At 53.7% G+C, this 23268-nt stretch carries 20 protein-coding genes; 6 read left to right on the forward strand and 14 right to left on the reverse strand.

Annotated elements, in window-relative coordinates; all coding sequences use genetic code 11:
• Window positions 1–53: 53 nt before the first annotated feature.
• A complete protein-coding gene (locus WKJ03_RS16815; RefSeq protein ID WP_337843399.1) occupies window positions 54–1250 on the reverse strand; it encodes a DNA-binding transcriptional regulator in 1197 nt (398 codons plus the stop codon).
• 249 nt (window positions 1251–1499) lie between these two features.
• Here WKJ03_RS16815 and xylB point away from each other — a divergent pair, with 249 nt between their 5' ends.
• Window positions 1500–2957, forward strand: coding sequence for a xylulokinase (gene xylB / locus WKJ03_RS16820; protein WP_337843400.1), 1458 nt, complete (start codon window positions 1500–1502; stop codon window positions 2955–2957).
• Between the two features lie 145 nt (window positions 2958–3102).
• Complete coding sequence (xylA, locus tag WKJ03_RS16825) at window positions 3103–4422, forward strand: xylose isomerase (RefSeq protein ID WP_337843401.1); 1320 nt, start codon at window positions 3103–3105, stop codon at window positions 4420–4422.
• A gap of 87 nt (window positions 4423–4509) precedes the next feature.
• On the opposite strand, the gene WKJ03_RS16830 is transcribed toward xylA, so the two are convergent.
• On the reverse strand, window positions 4510–4716 hold the full coding sequence (locus WKJ03_RS16830; protein ID WP_337843402.1) for a hypothetical protein: 207 nt from the start codon (window positions 4714–4716) through the stop codon (window positions 4510–4512).
• An 89-nt stretch (window positions 4717–4805) separates the two neighbouring features.
• Window positions 4806–5747: an aldose epimerase family protein gene (locus WKJ03_RS16835; protein ID WP_337843403.1), complete on the reverse strand. Its 942-nt coding sequence runs from the start codon at window positions 5745–5747 to the stop codon at window positions 4806–4808.
• 200 nt (window positions 5748–5947) lie between these two features.
• Between WKJ03_RS16835 and WKJ03_RS16840 the strand changes: the two genes are divergently transcribed.
• Complete coding sequence (locus tag WKJ03_RS16840; protein WP_337843404.1) at window positions 5948–7483, forward strand: MFS transporter; 1536 nt, start codon at window positions 5948–5950, stop codon at window positions 7481–7483.
• A 2-nt stretch (window positions 7484–7485) separates the two neighbouring features.
• On the forward strand, window positions 7486–8490 hold the full coding sequence (locus tag WKJ03_RS16845; RefSeq protein ID WP_337843405.1) for a glycoside hydrolase family 43 protein: 1005 nt from the start codon (window positions 7486–7488) through the stop codon (window positions 8488–8490).
• A gap of 264 nt (window positions 8491–8754) precedes the next feature.
• On the opposite strand, the gene WKJ03_RS16850 is transcribed toward WKJ03_RS16845, so the two are convergent.
• The 5 genes from WKJ03_RS16850 to manD form a co-directional block, all read right to left on the reverse strand.
• Window positions 8755–9066, reverse strand: a complete 312-nt coding sequence (locus WKJ03_RS16850; protein ID WP_337843406.1) for a DNA-binding transcriptional regulator — start codon at window positions 9064–9066, stop codon at window positions 8755–8757.
• A gap of 39 nt (window positions 9067–9105) precedes the next feature.
• Complete coding sequence (locus tag WKJ03_RS16855; protein ID WP_337843407.1) at window positions 9106–9543, reverse strand: type II toxin-antitoxin system HicB family antitoxin; 438 nt, start codon at window positions 9541–9543, stop codon at window positions 9106–9108.
• Window positions 9544–9605: 62 nt separating this feature from the next.
• Window positions 9606–9740, reverse strand: a complete 135-nt coding sequence (locus WKJ03_RS16860; RefSeq protein WP_337843408.1) for a type II toxin-antitoxin system HicA family toxin — start codon at window positions 9738–9740, stop codon at window positions 9606–9608.
• A 24-nt stretch (window positions 9741–9764) separates the two neighbouring features.
• Window positions 9765–9911, reverse strand: a complete 147-nt coding sequence (locus WKJ03_RS16865; protein WP_337843409.1) for a type II toxin-antitoxin system HicA family toxin — start codon at window positions 9909–9911, stop codon at window positions 9765–9767.
• Window positions 9912–10133: 222 nt separating this feature from the next.
• The gene (gene manD / locus WKJ03_RS16870; protein WP_337843410.1) at window positions 10134–11342 is read right to left on the reverse strand and encodes a D-mannonate dehydratase ManD; all 1209 of its coding nucleotides are present in this window, start codon (window positions 11340–11342) and stop codon (window positions 10134–10136) included.
• A gap of 235 nt (window positions 11343–11577) precedes the next feature.
• Between manD and WKJ03_RS16875 the strand changes: the two genes are divergently transcribed.
• Window positions 11578–13485, forward strand: a complete 1908-nt coding sequence (locus WKJ03_RS16875; RefSeq protein ID WP_337843411.1) for a sialate O-acetylesterase — start codon at window positions 11578–11580, stop codon at window positions 13483–13485.
• An 84-nt stretch (window positions 13486–13569) separates the two neighbouring features.
• Here WKJ03_RS16875 and WKJ03_RS16880 read toward each other — a convergent pair whose 3' ends face one another.
• The 5 genes from WKJ03_RS16880 to WKJ03_RS16900 all read right to left on the reverse strand — a co-directional run bounded on the left by WKJ03_RS16880 (window position 13570) and on the right by WKJ03_RS16900 (window position 20743).
• Window positions 13570–14271, reverse strand: coding sequence for a DUF6445 family protein (locus tag WKJ03_RS16880; protein WP_337843412.1), 702 nt, complete (start codon window positions 14269–14271; stop codon window positions 13570–13572).
• On the reverse strand, window positions 14265–15779 hold the full coding sequence (locus WKJ03_RS16885; protein ID WP_337843413.1) for a tryptophan halogenase family protein: 1515 nt from the start codon (window positions 15777–15779) through the stop codon (window positions 14265–14267). The genes WKJ03_RS16880 and WKJ03_RS16885 overlap by 7 nt, the downstream gene beginning before the upstream one ends.
• Window positions 15780–15806: 27 nt before the next feature.
• A complete protein-coding gene (locus WKJ03_RS16890; protein ID WP_337843414.1) occupies window positions 15807–16841 on the reverse strand; it encodes a cupin-like domain-containing protein in 1035 nt (344 codons plus the stop codon).
• On the reverse strand, window positions 16838–17587 hold the full coding sequence (locus WKJ03_RS16895; protein ID WP_337843415.1) for a SapC family protein: 750 nt from the start codon (window positions 17585–17587) through the stop codon (window positions 16838–16840). The genes WKJ03_RS16890 and WKJ03_RS16895 overlap by 4 nt, the downstream gene beginning before the upstream one ends.
• 84 nt (window positions 17588–17671) lie before the next feature.
• Window positions 17672–20743: a TonB-dependent receptor gene (locus WKJ03_RS16900; protein WP_337843416.1), complete on the reverse strand. Its 3072-nt coding sequence runs from the start codon at window positions 20741–20743 to the stop codon at window positions 17672–17674.
• Between the two features lie 338 nt (window positions 20744–21081).
• Here WKJ03_RS16900 and WKJ03_RS16905 point away from each other — a divergent pair, with 338 nt between their 5' ends.
• The gene (locus WKJ03_RS16905; RefSeq protein ID WP_337843417.1) at window positions 21082–21909 is read left to right on the forward strand and encodes a hypothetical protein; all 828 of its coding nucleotides are present in this window, start codon (window positions 21082–21084) and stop codon (window positions 21907–21909) included.
• Between the two features lie 101 nt (window positions 21910–22010).
• Here WKJ03_RS16905 and WKJ03_RS16910 read toward each other — a convergent pair whose 3' ends face one another.
• Window positions 22011–23252 carry a cyclopropane-fatty-acyl-phospholipid synthase family protein gene (locus WKJ03_RS16910; RefSeq protein WP_337843418.1) on the reverse strand — a complete coding sequence of 414 codons (1242 nt, stop codon included), beginning with the start codon at window positions 23250–23252 and terminating at the stop codon, window positions 22011–22013.
• Window positions 23253–23268: the final 16 nt, after the last annotated feature.

Consider the following 23268-nt stretch of genomic DNA (forward strand, 5'->3'; position numbering starts at 1 on the left):
ACAAAAAAACAACCCCGGCTGGCTGGCCGGGGTTGTGTGGGGAAGGGGCTGATTTATTCGTTGACCGCCATCGCATTGACTGCAGCGCCCTGACCTTCGCGGAACTCTTTGGGTGTCTGACCGAAGTGGCGTTTAAACACAGCATACATATATTGCAGTGACGGATAACCACAGATATTGGCAATTTCAGTCGGGCTGACCTGAGTTTCCAGCAGCATTTTACAAGCCCGGGTCAGTTTTTGGTTGTGCAATTCCGTATGAATAGAATGGCCACGCTCAGCACGGAAACGCTGCTCCAGATTGGAGCGGGAAATACCAACATAGTCTGTCACCTGCTCCACTTTGACGCCCCGGCTGGCATTGCGGCGAATGTAATGCATGGCCTGGATCACATAAGGGTCACGCAGCGCTTTGTAGTCGGTGGACTGGCGGGACGCGACACCGACGGGGGCCACCAGGGTGCGCTTTTTGCCGACATCTATATTGTTCAGCTGGGTATGCAGCAACTTGGCCGCCTGATAACCCATTTCAAAACAGCCCTGAGTGACTGAACTTAAACTGATGCGGCTCAAGAAACGGGCTATGTCGTCATCATCAATGCCGATAATAGACACCTGATCCGGCACAATAATGCCCAGATGCTCACAGGCCTGCAGCAAATGCCGGGCTCTGGAGTCAGTCACCGCGATAATGCCAACTGGCTTGGGCAGGCTTTGTACCCAGTCGGTCAACCTGTTCATCGCGTATTGCCAGGTTTCAGGCCGGGTGCAGTGGCCCTGATAAATCTGGCAGTCAAAACCGTCCTGAGCTGTCAGTTTCCGCACCGCGTTTTCCCGCTCTCTGGCCCAGCGGTGGTTGTCGTCGACCGGCACCGAATAAAAGGCAAAGCTGTCCAGCCCCTTGCGTTTTAAATGCTCATAAGCCGCTTCCACCAGCGCAAAATTATTGGTCGCCACATAAGGCACAGCAGGGTAATCCTCCGCATTGGCATAAGAGCCGCCGACACCGACCACAGGTTTATTCCAGAGCGACAGCGCCTGCTGAATATTGATATCGTCAAAGTCGGCAATAATGCCGTCACCGCCCCATTCGTGGATGTGTTCCAGCCGGCAGGAAAAATCTTCTTCCAGATAGATATCCCAGTCGACCTTGGAGGATTGCAGATAGTGGCCTATGCCTTCAATCACCTGACGGTCATAGACTTTATTGGCGTTAAACAGCAGTGTGATGCTGTGTTTGGCTTTGAACATGATTTCACCATTGTTGTTTTTTTAGTTTTGGTGTAGCGACTACCAGAAATAGCTTCGCCCCTGTCGTCCAAAGCCACCTCTCTGATGCACCAACTTGTATCAAATCTGTTCAATCTTAGATCGGTTCCCTGTTTTTCTGAAACGAAAAAACATAATTCAGCACAGAAATGTGAATTTTCATAATTGCCGCTTCATCACTCTGTCACCAAGGATGAATCCACAGTTCAGCCGCAACACAGAAGGCATCCCATGAGTTATTTAGGCATAGATTTAGGCACATCCGGTATAAAAGTGATCCTGCTCAACGAACAGGGCAAAGTGACCGACAGCGCCAGCGCTGAGTTGCAGGTCAGCCGGCCACAACCGCTCTGGTCTGAGCAAAACCCGGAACACTGGTGGCTTGCACTGCAAAAATGCCTGGACGAACTGGCAGCCAAACAGTGCCTGGCCGATGTCAAAGCTATAGGTCTGGCCGGCCAGATGCACGGTGCGACCTTGCTGGATCTGAAAGGCCAGCCGATACGCCCGGCCATTCTGTGGAACGATGGACGATCCTTCACCCAGTGCCAGCAAATGGAAAACGAAATTTCGCAATTGCATGCCCTGACCGGCAATTTAGCGATGCCGGGTTTTACCGCGCCAAAACTGCTGTGGCTGCACCAGAATGAACCAGAGCAGTTTGCCCGGGTGGCCATGGTGCTATTGCCCAAAGACTATTTACGTTATTGCCTGTCTGGCCAGTACGCGTCGGATATGTCGGACTCTGCCGGCACCTTATGGCTGGACGTTGGCAAACGCGACTGGAGTGATGAACTGCTAAAAGCCTGTGGCCTGAACCGCTCGCAGATGCCCGCTTTATTTGAAGGCAACCAGATCACCGGCCAGCTAAAGGCCGAGCTGGCCAGCCGCTGGGGTATGCAGCAGGTGTCGCTGGTGGCCGGTGGAGGCGATAATGCCGCCGGCGCAGTAGGGGCTGGTTTAGTCCGGCCCGGTCAGGCCATGTTATCGCTCGGCACCTCTGGTGTGTATTTTGCCGTCTGTGACGGCTTTAAAGCCAATCCGCAGTCTGCTGTGCATGCTTTTTGCCATGCGTTGCCAAACAGCTGGCATTTAATGTCCGTCACCTTAAGTGCCGCCAGCTGCCTGCAGTGGTACGCCGAACAGATTGTAAAAGCCCCGGTCGGCGACTTGCTGCAGCAGTTGGAGCAAGGGCCCGATCCCATCACGGATGCACCACTGTTTTTACCTTATCTGTCGGGCGAACGCACGCCACACAATAACCCCAATGCCCAGGGGCTCTGGTTTGGCCTCACCCATAACACCGACCAACGCGCTATGACCTATGCGGTACTGGAAGGTGTCAGCTTTGCCCTGGCACAAGGGGCTGATGCGTTGCACGATTCTGGCCTGGTGCCGGACGAAATCAACCTGATTGGCGGCGGTGCCCGCAGCCCTTACTGGCGACAGTTACTGGCCGATGTGCTGAATAAAACCCTGACCTTCCGCGAAAGTGGCGAAGTAGGCCCGGCTTTAGGCGCGGCCCGGCTGGCACAGCTGGCGATGAACCCAACTCAGCCGCTGACAGCTATCTGCCCACCTCCGCCAGTTGTCAGCACGCATCAGCCAGACGCACAGCGCCATGCACTGCTTACCAGCCGCTACCAGCGTTTTATGGCGTTGTACCACGCGGTTTCACCACTTTTTTAACCCATAGCGGCAATAAAATTCACTTTTTGCCTCCCTTAAGCAAAAGCACAAACTGGCTCTGAAAAAACATAATTGTTCAGAGCCGCAACCCTACCCACACTAACGCCATTGTCTTTATCACAAGCCGTAGTAACAGGAGAGCAGCGTGGCTCAGTATTTCGATCAACTTCAGAAAATTGCCTTTGAAGGGGCGCAAAGCAACAACCCTCTGGCGTTTAAACATTACAATGCCAGCGAAAAAGTGCTGGGTAAAACCATGGCTGAACATTTACGGATGGCCGCCTGCTACTGGCACAACTTCTGCTGGAACGGCCAGGATGTGTTTGGTCAGGGCACCTTTGGCCGTCCCTGGCTGGAAGCCGGAGATCCAATGGAAATGGCAAAATTCAAAGCCGATGTGGCCTTTGAGTTTTTCAGCAAACTGACCATTCCTTATTACTGTTTTCACGATGTGGATGTGGCACCGGAAGGCCGTAATATTCAGGACTACGTCAACAACTTCGCCGCCATGGTCGATGTCCTGGAGCAAAAACAAGCAGAAACCGGTGTGAAACTGCTGTGGGGCACCGCCAACCTGTTCTCTAACCCACGTTATGCCGCAGGCGGCGCCAGCAACCCGAATCCGGAAGTGTTCAGCTATGGCGCCACTCAAGTGTTTCATGCGATGAACGCCACCAAACGTTTGGGCGGTGAGAATTATGTGCTTTGGGGTGGCCGTGAAGGTTATGAAACCCTGCTGAACACCGACCTGCGCCATGAACGTGAGCAGTTAGGCCGCTTTATGCAAATGGTGGTCGAGCACAAACATAAAATTGGCTTTACCGGCACCCTGTTAATTGAGCCGAAGCCGCAGGAGCCGACCAAACACCAGTACGATTATGACTCGGCCACAGTGTATGGCTTTTTGAAGCAATACGGCCTGGAAAAAGAATTTAAGGTCAATATCGAAGCCAACCACGCTACCCTGGCCGGTCATTCGTTCCACCATGAAGTGGCCACCGCCATTTCGCTGGATATTTTCGGCAGCATTGACGCCAACCGCGGTGATGCGCAAAACGGCTGGGACACCGACCAGTTTCCAAACAGTGTGGAAGAACTGAGCCTGGTGATGTACGAAATTCTCAAAGCCGGTGGCTTCAGCACGGGCGGTTTTAACTTCGACGCCAAACTGCGCCGCCAGAGCGTGGACCGTTACGATTTATTCCATGGCCATATAGGTGGTATGGATCATCTGGCGCTGGCGCTGAAAAAAGCCGCCGCCCTGGTGGAAAAAGACTTTTTAGCCAATGCCAAACAGCAGCGTTACGCCGGTTGGAATGCCGACTTAGGCCAAAGCATTCTGGCGGGCAAACAATCACTGGAAAGCCTGGCCGCGCTGACCCAACAGCAGCAACTGGATCCGAAGCCCGTCAGTGGTCGTCAGGAATTACTGGAAAACCAGGTCAACCTGGTGCTGTTCAGCTAAACCGAACCCTTGTCCTGTAATGTTCGTAGAGATACGTATTGCCCGGCTTTTGCCGGGTTTTTTTATCTATGACCTTAAGCGTAAAGACTACTTCAGGGCTTCCTGGCGCAACTTCTCATATTCTTCATAGCTCATGCCCTGATTTCTCATGCAATCCTGATACTGAGCCGGAGGCGCCTTGCGGCATTCCGCCTCATGGTTTCTTTGCAAGTTTTCATAACCAGTTTTATTCGGGTTGTAAGAGCTACAGCCGGTAACCCAACACAGAACTGTGACCAACAGCAGCCATTTCATCACACACCTCCATTTTATCCCGGAACATGCAGAATACAGTGGAGTCTATAAAACGAACAAGCACTGATTCAGGCCCATTAGAGCGGCCATTAGCGCTCCAGCTGATAGCGGATATGCGCGCGAAACGGCTGTTCAGGCCTGGTGTAATGGAAGGGAAAACAGGGTTGATTGGGGGAATCGGGGAAAAACTGCGGTTCCAGGCAAATGCCTTGCCGGGCTTGAAAAGGCGCCGCCAAATGCTCGCCTGTATAGACCTGCAGGCCGGGGTAATCGGAGCTGACCTGCAGTTTCAGCTGGCCGTCCGGGCTGGTCAGTTCGGCTGAGGCCTGGCGTACATCACCGGCCACCACAAAGTTATGGTCCAGTACAGCCCCGGCAAGCAGACGCCGCTGTTGAAAATCAAAAGCAGTGCCCTGCACTTTGGCAAGCTCTCCGGTTGGAATGCATTCGTGATCCACCACCGCATAATGGGCGGCTTTGAGCTGCAACTGATGGGCATCAATGCTCGCCTTCGCTCCCCCCTCTGGCACAGCCGCCAGATTAAAATAGGGGTGCAAGGTCGGTCCCACCAAGGTCACCCGTTCAGCCCTGGCCTGAAAAGTCGCCGCCAGCGCCCCATCGGCCGTCAACTGATACAACAGGCTGAAATGCACAGGCCCGGGGTATCCCCCCAGGCCATCCGGCCTGCTGCAGACCAGTTCGACTGCATCCTGGTACTGCGTTTTCAGCTGCCAGTGCTGGCAATGCAGCCCCTGGCTGCCACCGTGCAAATGGTGCTGGCCTTCGTTGGCTTCCAACTGATAACGCTGTTGCTCCAGCTTAAACGACGACTGACCAATACGATTGGCATAAGGCCCGGCGACGGCCCCCACATAACAACAGTCCTTCCGGTAGTGCTCTGCCTTTGGATAGGACAAAATCAGCTCCCGCTGCTGGCTCCCCAATCGGGCAGACCAATGTTGCAAAGTGGCGCCATAAGACAACACCTGAAGCTGATCGCCACGGGCATTTTTCAGCTGAAACTGTTGCATCTTTTTGTTCCTTATGACTTTTAGCTATCAACACTAGCCTGCAGCAGAGCCCAGCTGTATAGCTTTTGTTACTGTCGCCATTACGGAATTTGGCAGCGGCGATGAAAAAAAATAATCGGCTCTGTACATTCCGTTAGCCCAAAACAACAGCAGACCTAGTATGGTAAGGCCATAAAAAACATAAAGATGAATCAACAGGTATGACGACACTCACCCGCAACAACAGCCTTTCTGCCAATGGAAGCCCGGCTATGCCACACACCAGCGCCCGACTCAGTGTGACCGAAAAAATCGGCTATAGCCTGGGCGACCTGGCGGCCAACCTGATCTTCCAGACCTTAATGACCTTTCTGGCGTTCTTTTACACCGACGTCTATCAGATCCCGCCAGGTGCAGCCGCCAGCATTATTTTTGCCGGCGGCTTAATAGGCGCCTGTTTTAACCCTGTGATGGGCATGATTGCCGACCGCACTCAAACCCGCTTTGGTAAATTCCGCCCCTGGGTACTCTGGACTGCCGTGCCCTTTGGTGTGATTGCGCTTGCAGCCTTCAGCACGCCGGATTTCGGCCCGGACGGCAAACTGGTGTATGCCTTTGTCACTTATGTGCTGCTGGTGTTGGTGTATTCGGCCAATAACCTGCCCTATTCGGCGCTGAGCGGTGTGCTGACCGGTAATATGGCCGAGCGCAACAGCCTGTCGAGTTACCGTTTTGTCGCCGTGATGGTGGCGCAGTTTATTATTCAGGCGCTGCTCCTGCCTTTAGTGCTGCTGATGGGTGATGGCGACAAAGCCGTCGGCTTTGAAAAAACCATGACGCTGTTTGCCTGGATCGGTATTGTGTTTTTCCTGATCACTTTTATCACCACCAAAGAGCGGGTGAAAAGCTGCGAAAAAGAGGGCAGCGTCCGCCAGGACATTGCCGACTTATTGCATAACAAACCCTGGGCTGTGATGCTGGCCGTGACCATTCTGGTGTTTATTACGCTGGCCCTGAAAGGCGGCACTTACATTTATTATTTCGAAAATTACCTGGACCAGCAGCAAATAGCGGCCTTCTTGCAAGACATTGGTTTTAATCACTTTATAGCCGGTTTAAACCAAAGCTTAAATGCACTGGGCCTGACTAACTTCAGCTGGCCGGAAGATGCAGCCACCTCGGGTTTCAGTCTGTTTAATGCCGGTGGCATTATCTGCATGATTATTGGGATAGGTTTCTCTAAACCTTTGGCTGACCGCTTTGGCAAACGGGATGTGTTTGCCGCTGCTTTGCTGGTATCCACCCTCTTTGTACTGGCGTTTTATGTTTTTCCGGCGGACGCTATTGGTCTGGTGTTTTTATCGCAAATTCTGCATGGATTTTTCTACGGCATCACCATTCCGCTGCTGTGGGCCATGATTGCCGACGTGGCGGACTTTTCGGAGTGGAAAAACCACCGCCGCGCCACCGCCATTATTTTTTCAGCGATGATTTTTGGCCTGAAGCTGGGCCTGAGTATTGGTGGTGCTTTGGTTGCCGCCATTCTGGCGGCTTTGGGTTATGACGCCGCCTTGCCACAACAAACGGCAGAAACCAACGATGGTATTAAAACAGCGGTCAGCCTGTACGCCGCACTGCCCTTTTTACTGGCGGTGGGGGTGATTTGCCTGTTCGAAATTAACAAACAAAAAGAGCTGCAAATTGAACATGAGCTGCAAAGCCGCCGTATTGCAGCTGGTGTCAGCGAAACGGAGTAGTGATGACTGAAGCCAATTACCAGGCGTTAAAAGCCAAAGCCATTTCCCAGCCTTTGGTGGAGCATATATATACGGCGGACCCGTCCGCCCATGTATTTGACGGCAAAATTTATATTTACCCGTCACACGACATTGAAGCCGGTATTCCCTTTAATGACAATGGCGACCACTTTGGTATGGAAGACTACCATGTGTTGTCGCTGGACCAGCCAGGCGGCCCGGCCACAGACCATGGTGTGGCCTTGCATGTGGCCGATGTGCCTTGGGCCGAGCGCCAGATGTGGGCGCCGGACGCGGCGAAAAAAGGCGACACTTATTACTTTTATTTTCCGGCCAAAGCGCCAGACGGTTTATTCCGTATTGGGGTCGCCACGGCAAAAACCCCTTATGGCCCGTTCAAGCCAGAAGCAGAGGCCATGGCTGGCAGCTATTCAATAGACCCGGCAGTCTTTGCTGACGATGACGGTGCCTATTACATCTACTTTGGCGGTATTTGGGGCGGCCAGCTGCAAAACTACCGCGACAACAGCTACAGTGCCGCCCATCAGGAGCCTGCGGCCGGTGAACCAGCGCTGGGCCCCCGGGTTGCGCGTCTTTCCGACGATATGCTGCAGTTTGCCGAAGCGCCGCGAGAAGTGCAGATCCTGGACTCCGACGGTCAGCCGCTGCTGGCCGGTGACAACGACAGACGCTTTTTTGAAGCGTCCTGGCTGCATAAATACAATGGGACATACTACTTTTCCTACTCGACCGGCGACACGCACTTTTTATGTTACGCCACAGGCGACAACCCCTACGGGCCTTTCACTTACCAGGGCCGCATTCTGGAGCCTGTGGTAGGCTGGACCACCCACCACTCGATTTGCCCCTTCGAAGGCAAGTGGTATCTGTTTTACCACGACTCGATTCTGTCAGAAGGCGTCACCCACCTGCGTTCCGTCAAAATGACCGAACTGGAGCATGAAGCCGACGGCCGCATCCGCACCATCCAGCCGTATCGGGATTAGGGCTTGAGAAGCCGGGGGATGCGATTTTGTTCATAATCCGCTCCGCCAAATGATGGTAGAGGCGCACCTTGGTGCGCCTTTTGTTTTAATCTGCATCTTGGTTTGGATAGAAGGTCAACCTTGCAGCAGAACAAAAAGCAGTGGCAGGCAACCCAGCCCCCGGAGACTACTGTGTTCGCCCGCTCGCGCCTCCCGCGCTCACTTTTATATCGCTCACTACGTAGTCACCGGGAGCTGATTGCTTATAGACTGCAATGATTAACGTCAATAAACCAACACCCCCAACCCCTTATGCGCCACTAAATTCAGCAGCTTTAACGAAGCACCTTTGGGGCTTTTGCCACCTTGCTCCCAGGCACGTACTGTGGATGGGCTGGTATTTAAGTAGGCGGCAAATACGGCCTGGCTCACGCGGGCATTTTCTCGAATGGCTTTGATACGGGCGGCGTCGAAGTGCTCAACCTCCGGCAAACAAAGCGCATCGAACTTGCGCATGGTTTGTACATCCATCACGCCAACATTGTTTAAACCCTCAGCGGTTTGTCGAACCATAGCTAAAACGCTGTTAGCCTTCATTTTGCCCCTTCAATTTAAATTAATTGGGAAAGGCCCAAATCAGCTCTTAGTACCGACACCAACAAGCGCAACCATCTTTTCCAGCTCGTGCAATGCGGCGACTTGCAAGAAGTGCGAGCGGCTTTTATAAGCTCTGCTGCTGCCAACCACAGTATCAATTTTATGCGCCAGCAGATCAGGCAAAGTGACATTGATTTTGGATGCTTTGCCCATGTACGGCTCGGTATCGACATCCACTAAAGCCCAGACCCATCCCGCGTAATCCGGGTTGTCACTATGCTCTGTTAAAGTGCTTGGCAATGGTGGCAACTCACCGGCATCGGCCAAGGCTTCAAAATGTAACTCAATGGCGTCTTTGGCGTTTGCCATGGCCTCATCCAAGGTATCGCCCGCGCTGAAGCAACCTGGCACGTCAGGCACAGCGACACCAAAAGCACGATGCTCGTCGCCTGGCTCAATAGCTACCGGATATAACATCTGCACTCTCCAGAATTATGCGTTTGACTCAAAGCCTTGGTAAATTCGCCACAACTTAAGGCTTACAACCCTGCTTCTTTACGTATTTTCTTTACCAGACCTATGCCTAAATCCTTTTTCGGATGCGGAATGGTCAGCGGAAGTTTGTGATCAGGGTGTTGATACCCAAGCAACTTAAAGTTGCGGGGAGGCGACAAGCCAGTGAGACCCCAGGAGCATAGTCAACCTATGTGACTGGGGCGAAATGGTGCAGTCAACAAAGCCGCAGCTTCAAGTACGACGGGTATAAACTGGTGATGACTACCTTTCACTCTAACCAGCACCCAACCTGCGGCTTCCACCTCTTTGATCAGTTCGCTGCTTTTCACCTTGCAAATCCTTTTGCGGTATTGGAGTTACTATAACCCCACATGACTTAATTGCAACTAAATAACCCCAATAACCCCTATCAATGACGTAAATACGACTGAACCCGCTGATGAGTAGGTCAATAACAACAGGGTGGACGTAACACGAAGGAATTCAAAGCAAGGAAAGGCAAGGAACTAAGCAGCCCTCAACGAAAAGCTGCTTAGCAGACTGGTAGTTCTCTACCAATTAAACAAAGTGCCATCCTCCAGCCGGTTCACTGGCAGGTAAGCCCGTTGGTAGGGGTATTTGGCCGCCAGTTGTTCGTTGATCTGCACACCATGGCCCGGGGTTTCGCCGCAGTAGAGGAAACCGGCCTCAAACTGGTAGTCGTGTGGGAAGACTTCGTCGGTCGCTTCGGTGTGGCGCATGTATTCCTGAATGCCGAAGTTTGGCACCCAGCTGTCAAAATGCAGCGCCGCGCCCATAGTGACAGGCGATAAATCGGTGGCGCCATGAAAGCCGGTGCGCACATGGTACAGTTCTGCCAAAGCGGCAATACGGCGTAAATGGGTAATACCGCCGCCGTGCACCAATGTGGTCCGGATGTAATCAATCAGCTGTTCGCTGATCAGCTGCTGGCAGTCGTAAATGGACGAAAACACCTCACCCACGGCCAAAGGCGTAGTGGTGTGCAGGCGGATCAGCCGGAAGCCTTCCTGCAACTCAGCGGTCACTGCATCTTCCAGCCAGAACAGTTTAAACGGCTCCAGCTCCTTGCCCAGCCGGGCCGCCTCAATAGGCGTCAGCCGGTGGTGCACGTCATGCAGCAGGTGAATATCATCCCCCACTGCGTCGCGCACTTTGGCAAATAACTTCGGCACATGGTTCAGGTATTTGCTGGTGGACCAGAGGTTTTCCGTTGGCAGGTCGGCATCGGCCGGCTCGTAGAAGAGTTTGTCTTTCGACACGCCGTACGTCGAGGCCAGGCCCGGCACCCCCGACTGAGCGCGGATCGCGACATAACCCAGCTCTTTGTAACGCAGCACCGCCTCAACCGTGTCGTCGATGTCCTTGCCATTGGCATGGCCATACACCATCACTCTGGAGCGGCTGCGGCCACCCAGTAGTTGATACAACGGCATGCCGGCTGCTTTGGCTTTAATGTCCCACAGCGCCATATCCACGGCCGCCAGCGCCGTCATGCCGACAGGGCCGCGTCGCCAGTAGGCGCCACGGTAAAAAAACTGCCAGATATCTTCAATTTGTGAGGCGTCTTTGCCGATCAGGCAAGGGATCATATGGTCAGTCAGGTAACTGGCCACGGCCAGCTCGCGGCCATTTAAGGTGGCATCGCCAATGCCGGTCAGGCCCTGGTCCGTCTCAATTTTTAAGGTGACAAAATTGCGGCCCGGGCTGCAGACAATGACGCGGGCAGAGGTAATTTTCATCCGAACATTCTCCTTCGAACACAATGCTTTGCAGCATACCCAAGCCTGACAGGGTGACAATTCTGAAAGCTGATAAGCGCATTATGCTTTGTTCTGGTCCCCACCCACTGTCGTGCCTGGAGCAAGCTCCAGTCCTTATGTTTTTTATTATCAGCTTCACCTTTACTGGCACCCCACTTTGCCTCTGAGCAGATGCGCAGTAGGCTGAGCAAAAACCACAACAGGGCAACTGCTAATGCGTATCCTCTTGTTCACTCTGGCTTTTGTTTCTTGCCAGCTGATGGCCGAAGTGAAATTGCCTCGCTTGATCAGCGACGGTGCCGTATTGCAACGCGACAAACCCATTGCGCTTTGGGGTTATGGCGCTGAAGGCGAAGCTGTTGAGCTTCGGCTCAACAACCAACTGATTGGCACCGCAGTCACCCGCAATGGCCGCTGGCAAATTCAGCTGCCAGCGCAAAGCGCCGGAGGTCCGCACCAGATCCGTGTCAAAGGCCAGAATGAAGTGCTGGTGAAGGATCTGTATTTTGGTGATGTCTGGGTGGCGTCCGGTCAGTCCAATATGGAGATGCCGATGGCCCGGCTGGCGGAGGCTTACCCGGCCGATTTGGCCGCCGCTCATTTTCCGCTTATTCGCCAGTTCAGCGTGCCGCAAAAATACAACTTTAAAGCACCGCAGCAGGACCTGAGCGATGGCCGCTGGATGCAGGCGACAGCCACCGATATTGAGCATTTTTCTGCGTTAGCCTATTTTTTTGCGCGCGACTTGCAGCAACAGATTCAGGTACCTGTGGGGATTTTAAATAACGCACTGGGCGGCTCGCCGGTGGAAGCCTGGCTGAGTGAAGAGGCATTGCAGGCTTACCCGGACGCTCTTGCTGAAGCCAAAAAGTTTAAAAATGATGCCTATATTGCCGAAGTAACAGCGGCGGATGCGGCAAAAAACCAGGCCTGGTACAGCGATTTAGCAGCGCGTGATCCCGGCTTAACCTCTGCCATTCCCTGGTTTAGCCAAAGCTTTGATGACTCCAGTTGGCCTGAAATTAAATTGCCCGGCTTTTTGCCAGAACCTTTTACCGGGGTCTGGTGGTTACGCCAGAGCATTCAGCTCACCGAAGCTCAGGCCAAACAAGCGACTGTGCTGCGGCTTGGCAGCATTGTCGATGCCGATGAGGCCTATTTAAACGGCCAGAAAATTGCCGAAACCACTTACCAGTATCCGCCGCGTCGTTATGAAATTCCTGCTGGCTTACTCAAAGCGGGCGTGAATCAGTTGGCGGTGCGAATCACCTCCACCCAAGGCAAAACCGGCCTGATGCCGGATAAGCCCTATTGGATTGGGAATGACCAGCAGCAACTGGCCCTAGGCAACAACTGGAAAATGCAGCTGAGCGCCAGCGCCAAACCACTGCCGGGCGATACTTTTATTCGCTGGAAACCACTGGGGCTTTATAACGGTCTAACCGCTCCTTTAACCTGGTTGCCGGTCAAAGGGGTGATTTGGTATCAGGGCGAATCCAATGTGGGGGCTTATGCTCAGTACCAACAACGTTTTGAACAGATGATTCACGTCTGGCGCCGCGCCTGGCAGCAACCGGATCTGCCGTTTTTGTATGTGCAGCTGGCCAACTTTTTAGAGAAAACCAACCAGCCAACCGACAGCAGCTGGGCAGGGTTGCGCGAAGCACAGCGCCTGACTCAGCGGGTACCGCATACTGCTATGGTGGTGGCACTGGATACCGGCGAATGGAATGATATTCACCCAGTGGATAAACGTACCTTGGGCCAGCGGCTGGCTCTGGCCGCGCGCGCTGTGGCTTATCAGGAGCCATTGGGGTATCGCGGGCCAGAAATTGCTTCGGTGAAAGCTCAGGGCCAACAACTGGTGCTGAGCTTTCATTTTGCTGACCAAGGCCTGGTTCTGAAAGGGCCAAACAGTGAGCAGTCTTTTGCTATTGCGGGCAAAGACGGCCGCTATGTCTGGGCCAAAGTGCAGCAGCAAGGTGATCAGTTACTGTTATCCGCACCAGAAGTAGCAGAGCCCGTGTCGGTGCGCTACGGCTGGGCCGATAACCCGGACGCAGTGCTCTACAACGGCCTGGGCCTGCCGGCCAGTTCTTTTGAAGCCAAAGTGAATTGGTAAGTAGTCAATTGCGTATTTAACTGCAAAAGTGGCGCAGCAAGCTACGCCACTACAATACACTGCTCTGTGGCCTGCGGAGCTGCTTTACGGCAAGCAATCAATAAAACTGCTGATGGTCAGCCGTCCCTGTCGTGGGTCGGCTGATAAGCAAGTGTCTGGCCCTATGTGGGCGCTGTGCAGCAATTTGCGGCGGTACACCACCAGGCGGTTAAAGCGGCCCTCCACGGCGCCCAGTTGGCTGTACAGTGGAGTATCGCCCTGAATGTAACCGGCGTCGGCCGCTGGCAAATTCGGCCCGGAGTTTTCGCTTTCCAGCGAACGGTAGTAGGCTTCGGTGCGCGTTTCATCAATAGTTTCAAAGCCGGTTTTGCGGTGCCGGTAAAAAGCTGTGCCCCCCTGATGGCCCTGATATAAATAATGCACAGCGGCCAGTGCATGAGGTTCGGTGGTATCAAAATGCGGAATACGCTGCAATAACTTCAGCTGGTCTGGTGCAGTGGTCACCAGGGAATAATGACAGACTGAAAAGCTTAAGTTTGCCGATGGCAACGCAAAGACCTTACACAGTGTGCTTTGCAGGCTGTGCAAAAAGCGCTGATGGTACGCCTCTGGCGCCAGCGCACGCACGCCGGGGTAATAAGGTGAATTGGCCACAAAACTTTGGTTGCAGGCGTCCTGTACCCACAGATCTGGCCGGGCAGAAAAATGATCCACCACCAGCACTGGCTGCTGCTCCTGACCCAGCTGCAGTACCTTGAGCTGCATGGACGGTGCCAGGCTTAACATGCGCCAGCCATCATCTTCGACGGGCAGGCAATGCCAGAAGCACAATAAGCACGGATAAAGTCCTGATGCGACGGCAAAGGTTCCACCGCCCGACGGATACTGCTGCGGATTTGCTGCAGATGCGCTTTCATCTCGGCGTGCGGCACACTGGCCACCAGTTGATGGTAACTCCTGGGCTCCAACCGCTGCCCCAACATCACATGAGTCCAGGACTCCAGCCGGAACATTTCATCACCGGTCTGAAAGGCCAAAGCACTGTCACGGAACAGCTCGATGCGGTGCGCCAGGCTGTCAGGGATCGACATGGTACGGCAATAATTCCAGAACTCGCTGTCACTGCGTTCGGTCTGATGGTAATGCAAAATAATAAAGTCGCGGATTTTCTCCAGTTCACGAATGGACTGCTGGTTGTATTCCTCAACCAGAGCGTCTGTCACACCAGCAAATGGAAACAGCCGCAATAACCGAATGACACCATTCATAAAAAGGTAAATGCTGGTCGATTCCAACGGTTCAATAAAGCCACTGGACAAGCCGAGCGCCACACAGTTGCGGTGCCAGAACTTTTTACGCCGCCCGGTCTGGTAACTCAATACGCGAGGCTCCATCAGTGCCGGAGTTTCCAGATTCCCCAGGAGTTGCTGCCGCGCCTGTTCATCCGACAGGTGCTCAGCCGAATACACCAGACCATTGCCCACCCGGCTTTGCAGCGGAATACGCCACTGCCAACCGGCCTGATGTGCCATGGCTCTGGTGTAAGGCGGCAGTGTTGCTGCAGACTCAGTTTGCACCACCACGGCTTTGTTGCAGGGTAACCAGTGGTCCCAGCGCTCAAAGCCAGTGTTTAACGTCTGTTCAATCAGCAACGCACGAAAGCCGGTGCAGTCGATAAATAAATCGCCATCAATGCGCTGGCCATCGGCCAGCACTAACGCACTGATGTCGCCATTGGGGTGCTGCTCGACCTGCTGAATTTTGCCTTCAATACGCCTGGCCCCCAGTGCCTCACTGAACTGACGTAAAAAACGGGCATAACGGCCAGCATCCAGATGATAGGCATAACTCAGGCCACCCTGGCTGCTTTTGGCAAACTTATGCGCCAGCGCGGCCTGCAGCTCGTAGCAATAATCCGAGAATGGCGCGTCCTCCCCCAAAGTTTTGCCATGCAGGTAATAATGCTGAAAATCAGCCAGAAAACTGCCCCGGCCTGTGGTGCCGAAGGGGTGAATATAACGGTCGCCCTGCGCTCCCCAATGTTCAAAGGAAATGCCCAGTTTAAAGGTGGCATCGGTCGCCCGCATAAAGTCCTGCTCGTCGATACCCAGCAGATTATGAAACAAAGTGACTGGCGGAATGGTGGACTCACCCACACCCACTGTGCCTATCTCTTCCGACTCCACCAGCACCAGTTCAATCTGGCCCTGCAAACGTTTGGAAAGCGCAGCAGCGGCTACCCAGCCTGCGGTGCCACCTCCTGCAACCACCACTTTTTTTACTTTGTTTTGCATGGTGTAAATCCCTGTCAATTGATTGCTTTATCGGTTCAGTCGTTGCAACAGCATAGCGCGCAACTGGCGGGCTTTTTGCTCGTCCAGACCGCCCAGCAGCCCCTGCGCAGCGTCAGGCAAATGCGCCACTGACTGCTCAGGCTCGAAAATGTAGTAATCCAGTAGTGCGCGCCAGGCTCGACGCTCGTGCGCCGGTTTATCTTTCAGCGTCAGAAGCGCGTGATACAACAAGGTTGACCCTGCACCTGTGTAACGCGGCGCCTCACTCCACCAGTAATTAAGCAGCAGGTTAAAGGATTCAAGCGCCTCGACCTGATGCCACCACATAGCAGGTAAATACAAAGCATCGCCCGGTTCCAGCTCCACCACCTGCGCTACCGCCTGTGCTTTGGCAAAGTTGGGGAATTTCTGCAAATCCGGATTGGCAAAATCGACCAGGCTAATCACCTGACCACCTGGGGTGGGCTCAAGCGGCCCAGGGTATAAATTGGCAATTTGCTCAGGCGGGAACAAGGTAAAACGACGTTTGCCGGCAATAACGCACGCCAGGTTGTCGGACGAGTCATAATGGCAGGCCGCCAATGAACGGTTGCCCAGCCACAAGCTGATCCGTTCTGGTTCTGTGCTAAAGGGCAAGGCTGGCTTTGGCCAGTCCAACTGGTTTTGTTGCAGCAACAGCGGAAAATGACTTTGGATCAGGTTGGAGGCGATATAAAGCGATGGCGGTTGCGGGTCCTGCTGCCACTGCAACAGTTGCTGCAGTACGTCATCCACCCTGCCAATACGGGCTTCAAAGTTTAATGCCGTGTAATCGTCATTGTAAAAGTAGCGGCCATTCAGCCCTGGCTCGCCATAATAGACCTGGGTCGTGCGGCCGTTGTAATGGGTCAGCAGATAATCGGCCACCGAAGCTGCGCTGTGCTTGCCAGCCTGCAGCAAAGGCCAGTGGCTCAGCAGCCCTTTGATCAGTACCGGGCCCTGACCGTCCAATAAATCGACCGGCACCTGCCCGGGGTCGCATTGCACCTGCCGCACGGCAACGACCTCTGGCGACGCACTCATCCGGCAACCCGCACTGTCTGTTGCGCTGAACTTTGCCGGTTTTTGCGTTCAATCAGCACTTGAATATTGCTCATGGAGCTAACCTGGGCAAACAGCAACGCCAGGAGACCGGTTTGGTTTAATGCGGCCAGCTCACTCCCTGTTAACTGGGCCAGCCGCTGCTGATCAATGCAGTAGTTGCCGAGCAGGCGGTATTTTTCACCATTGTCCAGACTGAACTCAATGCTGATGGGCCGCAGCAAGCCCAAAGGCTCAATAGCGGCAAAAAAATCCGGTTGCCTCTGATGCCCCAGATGCAGACGCTGAAGCAGATCAATCATATGCTCCAGATAGGCGCTATGGCCGCCCTGAGGTAAAAACAATGGCTGGCCCTGCTCTGAACTGACTTTAGGGTGCGCGGGATCAATATGGATCACCGGTGTCGGCTGTGCATCGCCCTGCTGGCGCTGAAAACCAATCAGAAAGGGGCCTTTTTCAAGGCTGGCGGGCACCACTCTGGCATCCCAGCCGGATGCCAGCGACTCATTCAGGTAAAGGTTTTCACCGGGCGCAAACCCCAGCAAGGCTGTGGCATAAAACACACCGTCCTGCTGGCGGAATAAAATTGGGTATTCTTTTTGCAATTGCAGAAATTCAGAAGGATAAACGGGCACTACGGCCTGGTTGTCGCCAAAAGCAGCAGAAAAACGCGGCAGAACGCGAAGATCCTGATGGTCGAGATTATTCAGTAATACATGCCTGTGCATAAATTTCGTCCTGTTACTGCCAAAAAGGTCAAAGCGAAGCTGCGCCTGATGACGCAGCTTCGCTCACACTACAGACCGACCAGGTTAGAAACTATACCTCATACCAATCTGATAACGGGCATCCAGATCGGTCAGATACCACATCATCGCTTCGTTACGGGCATGAGAGCGGCTGTCTTCGCCGGTCAGGTTCAAGCCTTCAAAAGACACTGTCAGCTTCTCATTAAAGGCGTAGCTGATGCTGGCGTCGATTTGCCAGTAAGCTTCTTCAAAGCGTGGGTTGTTAGAGCCACCTTTGTTGACCTCCGCCAGGTATTTATCCCGCCAGTTCCAGGCCAGACGGGCCTGCCAGCCAGCGTTTTCATAAATACCCACCAGGTTAGCGGTGTCACTCAAACCCACCAACGCAAACTGCGACTGGCTGGGGTCTGCCGCCACATCAAAGCCGACATCACCACGCACTATGGTGTAGTTGGCCTGCACACCAAAACCACTGTCACCGAAGAAATGCTGCATCGCAAGCTCTGCCCCATAAATCTTCGCCGATCTGTTGTTATCCGGTGTGCTGGTCCGGAACACCACCTCTGGGTCATCCGCATTGGCGCGCAAATCAAAGCCGGCATGGTTGGCCAGGAAATCGATTTGAGCGGCACTGCCGGTAAACTGAGGGTTGCTGCCGTACTCTGCAATCATGTCCGGATGAGTGCGGTATTCGTTAAAGACCATCATGGCATAGAGGTAAGTGTCATCAATGGGGTAGCCACCTGCACGCAGATCTTCTACCGCAGCCAAAGCACGCGGACCGGCAGTAACATCCTGAATCCCCAACAATGGCTGGTCAACCTGACGGCTACCAATAAAGTTAATGACGTCTTTCTGGAACAGGCCAACAGCAGCATAACTGTCGTCTTTGTAGTAATACTCCAGCGACAGGTCGTAGTTGGACGATTCCAGTGGCAACAACCCCGGGTTGGACGCATTGGCTGTTGGCTGCGCCCCAAACAAGGTGGAACCCCCACCCCCACCAAAGTTGGACGCCGATACCCCCAGGCTGCCTAAACCCGCGCGGGCCAGGGTTTTACTGAAGGAGAAGCGGCTGATTAATTCATCCGACAGGTGCAAGGTTAAATCCAGGCTTGGCAACAGGTAATCGTACTTGTTATTGGCACTGAACGGCGCCGCCGGCACACTGCCGTCGACATAAGACACGATGTCGTTGTTGTCTTCCCACTGGAAGTAAACTTTACTGACCAGCGAGCTGGACTCAGTTTTGGTTTCTTCATAACGTAAACCGGTCAACACATCAAAAGGCATTTTGCCAATTTCACCTTGCAGAAATACCTGGAAGTAAGCCGCTCTGGTGTCTTCCTGCACAATATTGTCAAAGGACAAACTGGTTTCTGACGCGGTCGGAATACCTGGGTACAAACCCAGCGCCGCTTCATACAAAGCGCGTGGGTCGGCGATAAAACCATAACCACCAGGCAATGCGCTGTAATCGTCAAACTCACCCGGCAGATCAAATGGCTGAATTAAATCGCCAAACTCGCCTGGGTTACCGACGTTCCAGTTGCCCAGCGCTATATTGTTCCCCGCCGTTTGCATAGAGCGGGATTCCATATTGCGGGCTTCGATACCAAAGTCAAAATGCCCGTCATCCAGCAGGTAACGGCCATCCAGTTTGATTTGGGTAATGTCACTGCGCTGGCTGGCGTTGCGGATACGGGCAATGGAGGACCCCACATCACCGGCATCAACCATGCCATTGGCATTGGCACCTTTGCCTGGCACTGTGTCGTCATACACATTGAGGTAAGTGGGCAAATCGGCGCCCCAGAACCATTCACGTGAGGTGACAATAGGCGCCCCTAAACCCACTGCCAGCTCACCCGAGTTGCGTGGGCCTGTGCCACGGCTGAACATACTGGAATCATGCGCATCCAGCGTCAGGCTGAGGTCATCATTGATGTCATAATCCAGGTTCAAACCGGCAGATTTTAAGGTGTTGGTCTGTTCGCGCCATTGCTGTTCATAGCCTTCGTCCACGGCGCCACTGTAAGTTTCCTGCACATAAACAGGGGTTTTCACAATGTTATTGTCAAACTCCACCACTTTGGTGTTGCTGCCGTTTTGCATCCAGTTCGTCACTTCACCGCGGTGTTCAGCCAGATTGTTTTCCGCAAAGGTGTAATCTGCCGTGACGGTAAAGTTTTCTTTAGGCCGGTACTGCAAGGTCAGCTGAGCATTGTCACGTTCACGTTCTGTATTGGAAAAGGCGTAACGGATATCGTTGGGCCGGGCATAGAGCTGCCCCTGAGAAGGTGCGTTGATCACCTGGGTATTGACGTTATTCCAGGTGCGGTCCAAATCGGCAATATCGTCCCAATAAGAGACCTGCCAGTCATTGACTGTGGCACCAGTGTACCCGGAATCCCGCTGCTGATGACTGGCGGATATACTGACACCAAAAGTATCGTCTTCGGTCACAGTACTGAAGATACCCGAGATTTCCGGCGTGACATCATCGCCGGTTCTGTTGGTGGTGTCGTGCGCAGCCTTCACCCCTATGCTGGCCACATCCTGATCGCTTTCCAGCGGACGGGCCGTTTTGATATTCAGGGTTGCCCCCATACCGCCGGTGGCAATATTGGCTTTACTGGTTTTGTATACTTCCACACCGCTGATACTTTCAGAGGCCAGGTTGGAAAAGTCAAAAGCCCGGGCGCTGCCGCCACGGGTGGTGCCATCTGCACCCGAACCCGCACCGTAGGTCGTTGCCGCCGGCATGGTGCGGCCGTTTAAGGTGACCATATTGTTGTCACCACCAAAACCACGCACTGTGACTTCAGCACCTTCACCATTGGTGCGGCTGATCGACACCCCTGTGATACGTTGTAAGGATTCAGCCAGGTTGGTGTCCGGGAATTTCCCTATGTCTTCGGCGGAAATGGCATCCACCACCCCGATGGATTCTTTTTTAATGGCGGTGGCAGCCTGCATACTGGAGCGTATGCCTTTCACCTGGATAACTTCGACTTGCTGAGCGTCTGATGTGTTTGCCTGTTGTGCTATTACCGGAGTCACCACTGAACCACCGAGTAGCACAGATAACGCTCTGGCTACTGCAGTTTGGGTGAACCTGCGTTGATTTGTCATTCTCGTACCATCCCTATTGATTTGTGCTGGCTAAGTCAACCAACTACCAGGCTTGCCGGCTTGTATTTATAGCGTGCGCCGGTTTTACCTGGAGCCTGCGGCCCACCGAATGTAAGCCCTTACAGAGGCTCAGTTCAGCAATGACCGCCATTGATTGTAGTGGCGGAAACTGCTGCAGGAAGTTGCCAAAATACGTTAGCTTTTTGCTTTTTTTGGTAACGCTACCATGGCCTAAAGACCGTAGCGCCTGAGACAAAACGCAGCTTTGCAGCGCCGGATAGCGGTATAAGCGGTGATTTTGCTACTATGAAGGCATCTGCCTCAGTGAATTTTGTGTGATGAAGTACAGCTTAGTATTGATGTGTTTTCTCTGTGCGCTGCCAAGCCTGGCTTCTGCAGTGCCGGAGCGGTTGCTGACGTCCGAAAAACGGCCTTACAACTATCTGAATCATCAGTCAGTGACAGGCCTGACCATTGATGTGCTGCATACCATGTACCCACAACAGTTGCCCGCGGCTGTTGAACTGATGCCCTGGCCGCGCGCTTTACACACCGCCTTGCATACACCCAATGTGCTGCTGTTTACCATGGGCAAAACGGCCCTGCGTCAGCAGCAAGGCTTTCATTTTATCGGACCTGTATCGCGCCGGGAGCACTGGCTGTACAGTGCCGAGCCTGGTTTCAAACCCCTGCTCAGCCTTGAGCAATTAAAAAGCCGCAAATTGCTGATTGTTGGTCTGAGAGCGGGCTGGCTGAGCGAATGGCTGCAGGTGCAAGGGGTGGCACTGGAAACTGTGGGGGATTATGAACAAGGCATGCAAATGCTGGCCAAAGGCAGGGCTCAGCTTTGGTTGTCGACCGAACTGGAAGAACAGGTATTAAGGAATCACAGCCCTGCCGGACAAAAACTCAAACCTGTGCTCAAGCTTGGCTGCTCTTACAACTACCTGGCACTGTCTCCGGGCAGCAGTCAGGCCCTGATAGAGGAGACCAGGGCTCGTTTTGCACTGGCTATTCGCAGCCCACAACTACAGCAACACCGGCAACACTGGCAGCAGGAACTGGGCCTGGCATTGGGGTTATCACCCAGCGCCGGTTTTTATCTGGCCGATGAAGGCGAGGCCAAATGCACTATGGATTTAGCGTCCGGTGTGCGTACTCAGTAACGCCCATCCAGCCACCGCCAGTCTCAACCGGCCAAAGTCAAAGCAGCCATGGAGATCCTGGCGACAGTGCTGCGTCACCTGACGACGGCTTACAGCGCAGTTCAGGCTTTACGCAGCACCAGCTGCACTGTGCTGGTGGCGCGCTCCAGAAAACCACCTTCACAATAGGCCAGGTAATAAAGCCAGAGCCGCTTAAAGCGCTCATCGTAACCAAAAGCCGGTAACTCAGGCCAGTTTGCCAGAAAATTGCTACGCCAGTCCGCCAGGGTGCGGGCGTAATCCAGGCCTATATCCTGCAGTCCCTCAATCACCATGCTGCTGTGTGCCGTGCAGGCTTTGGCCAGCTCGGTGACCGAGGGCAAAAAGCCCCCTGGAAAGATGTAACGCTGAATAAAGTCGACATTGTCGCGGTAATACGCAAACCGCTGATCGGCAATGGTGATGGACTGGAGCACCATCTTGCCACCGGGTTTCAGCAGGCTGTTGCATTGAGAAAAGAAGCCCGGCATAAATTCCTCTCCTACGGCTTCAATCATCTCAATGGACACCAGCTTGTCGTACTGCCCTGTCAGATCACGGTAATCCTGTTTCAGCAGGGTAATACGATCCTGCAGCCCGGCAGCCATCACTTGTTGCTGCGCGTACAGATACTGCTGCTCAGAAATGGTGGTGGTGGTGACCTTGCAGCCAAAATGTTGTGCTGCAAACAGGGCCAGGCCTCCCCAGCCAGTGCCGATTTCCAGCAGATGGTCTGCCGGACTTAACTGCAATTTCTGACAAATCAGCTGCAGCTTGTGTTGCTGGGCCTGTGCCAGGCTGGCCTCTGCCGTCGGGTACACAGCCGCCGAATACATCATGCTGGGGTCAAGAAAACGACTGTACAGTTCGTTACCTAAATCATAATGCGCCTGAATATTGGCTTTGGAACCAGTTTTGGTATTGCGGTTGGTCCGGTGAAACCAGGCGTCTTTCAGGCGGCCCCACCAGCCTTTGTGCTGTTCCAGCTGATCAGTCATCTGTTGCGCTCTGGCAAACAGGCGGATCAGTGCCGTTAAGTCCGGTGAGCGCCACTTGCCGGCGATAAAAGCTTCAGCGGCGCCAATACTGCCACCGAGCACAATATCTTTGTAAAGACTGGCATCATCGACCAACAGTGTGGCGTGCAGCACCTCATCCGCTGGCTGCCCATGGCCGCTTTGACCAAAATAAAAACTGCCCTCTGGTTCAACCAGCTGCAGGCTGCCATCACGGATCTGTTCCAGCGCCTTGAACACCAGACTGCGGCAGCGCTTTTCAAACCAGCTCAGTGGCTGTGCTGTGGCCATATTTGTGATCTGTTCCACCCGTCACTCTCCGTTG

Source organism: Rheinheimera sp., assembly GCF_037442525.1.
GTDB lineage: Bacteria > Pseudomonadota > Gammaproteobacteria > Enterobacterales > Alteromonadaceae > Pararheinheimera.

What these genes read in the sequence shown, in the direction of transcription:
- WKJ03_RS16815 (WP_337843399.1), bottom strand. Translation starts at nt 1,250, where the DNA reads ATGTTCAAAGCCAAACACAGCATCACACTGCTGTTTAACGCCAATAAA.
- WKJ03_RS16895 (WP_337843415.1), bottom strand. Translation starts at nt 17,587, where the DNA reads ATGCACAGGCATGTATTACTGAATAATCTCGACCATCAGGATCTTCGC.
- WKJ03_RS16850 (WP_337843406.1), bottom strand. Translation starts at nt 9,066, where the DNA reads ATGAAGGCTAACAGCGTTTTAGCTATGGTTCGACAAACCGCTGAGGGT.
- WKJ03_RS16830 (WP_337843402.1), bottom strand. Translation starts at nt 4,716, where the DNA reads ATGAAATGGCTGCTGTTGGTCACAGTTCTGTGTTGGGTTACCGGCTGT.
- xylB (WP_337843400.1), top strand. Translation starts at nt 1,500, where the DNA reads ATGAGTTATTTAGGCATAGATTTAGGCACATCCGGTATAAAAGTGATC.
- WKJ03_RS16885 (WP_337843413.1), bottom strand. Translation starts at nt 15,779, where the DNA reads ATGCAAAACAAAGTAAAAAAAGTGGTGGTTGCAGGAGGTGGCACCGCA.
- WKJ03_RS16890 (WP_337843414.1), bottom strand. Translation starts at nt 16,841, where the DNA reads ATGAGTGCGTCGCCAGAGGTCGTTGCCGTGCGGCAGGTGCAATGCGAC.
- WKJ03_RS16880 (WP_337843412.1), bottom strand. Translation starts at nt 14,271, where the DNA reads ATGTTAAGCCTGGCACCGTCCATGCAGCTCAAGGTACTGCAGCTGGGT.
- manD (WP_337843410.1), bottom strand. Translation starts at nt 11,342, where the DNA reads ATGAAAATTACCTCTGCCCGCGTCATTGTCTGCAGCCCGGGCCGCAAT.
- WKJ03_RS16900 (WP_337843416.1), bottom strand. Translation starts at nt 20,743, where the DNA reads ATGACAAATCAACGCAGGTTCACCCAAACTGCAGTAGCCAGAGCGTTA.
- WKJ03_RS16845 (WP_337843405.1), top strand. Translation starts at nt 7,486, where the DNA reads ATGACTGAAGCCAATTACCAGGCGTTAAAAGCCAAAGCCATTTCCCAG.
- WKJ03_RS16835 (WP_337843403.1), bottom strand. Translation starts at nt 5,747, where the DNA reads ATGCAACAGTTTCAGCTGAAAAATGCCCGTGGCGATCAGCTTCAGGTG.
- WKJ03_RS16855 (WP_337843407.1), bottom strand. Translation starts at nt 9,543, where the DNA reads ATGTTATATCCGGTAGCTATTGAGCCAGGCGACGAGCATCGTGCTTTT.
- WKJ03_RS16905 (WP_337843417.1), top strand. Translation starts at nt 21,082, where the DNA reads ATGAAGTACAGCTTAGTATTGATGTGTTTTCTCTGTGCGCTGCCAAGC.
- WKJ03_RS16840 (WP_337843404.1), top strand. Translation starts at nt 5,948, where the DNA reads ATGACGACACTCACCCGCAACAACAGCCTTTCTGCCAATGGAAGCCCG.
- WKJ03_RS16875 (WP_337843411.1), top strand. Translation starts at nt 11,578, where the DNA reads ATGCGTATCCTCTTGTTCACTCTGGCTTTTGTTTCTTGCCAGCTGATG.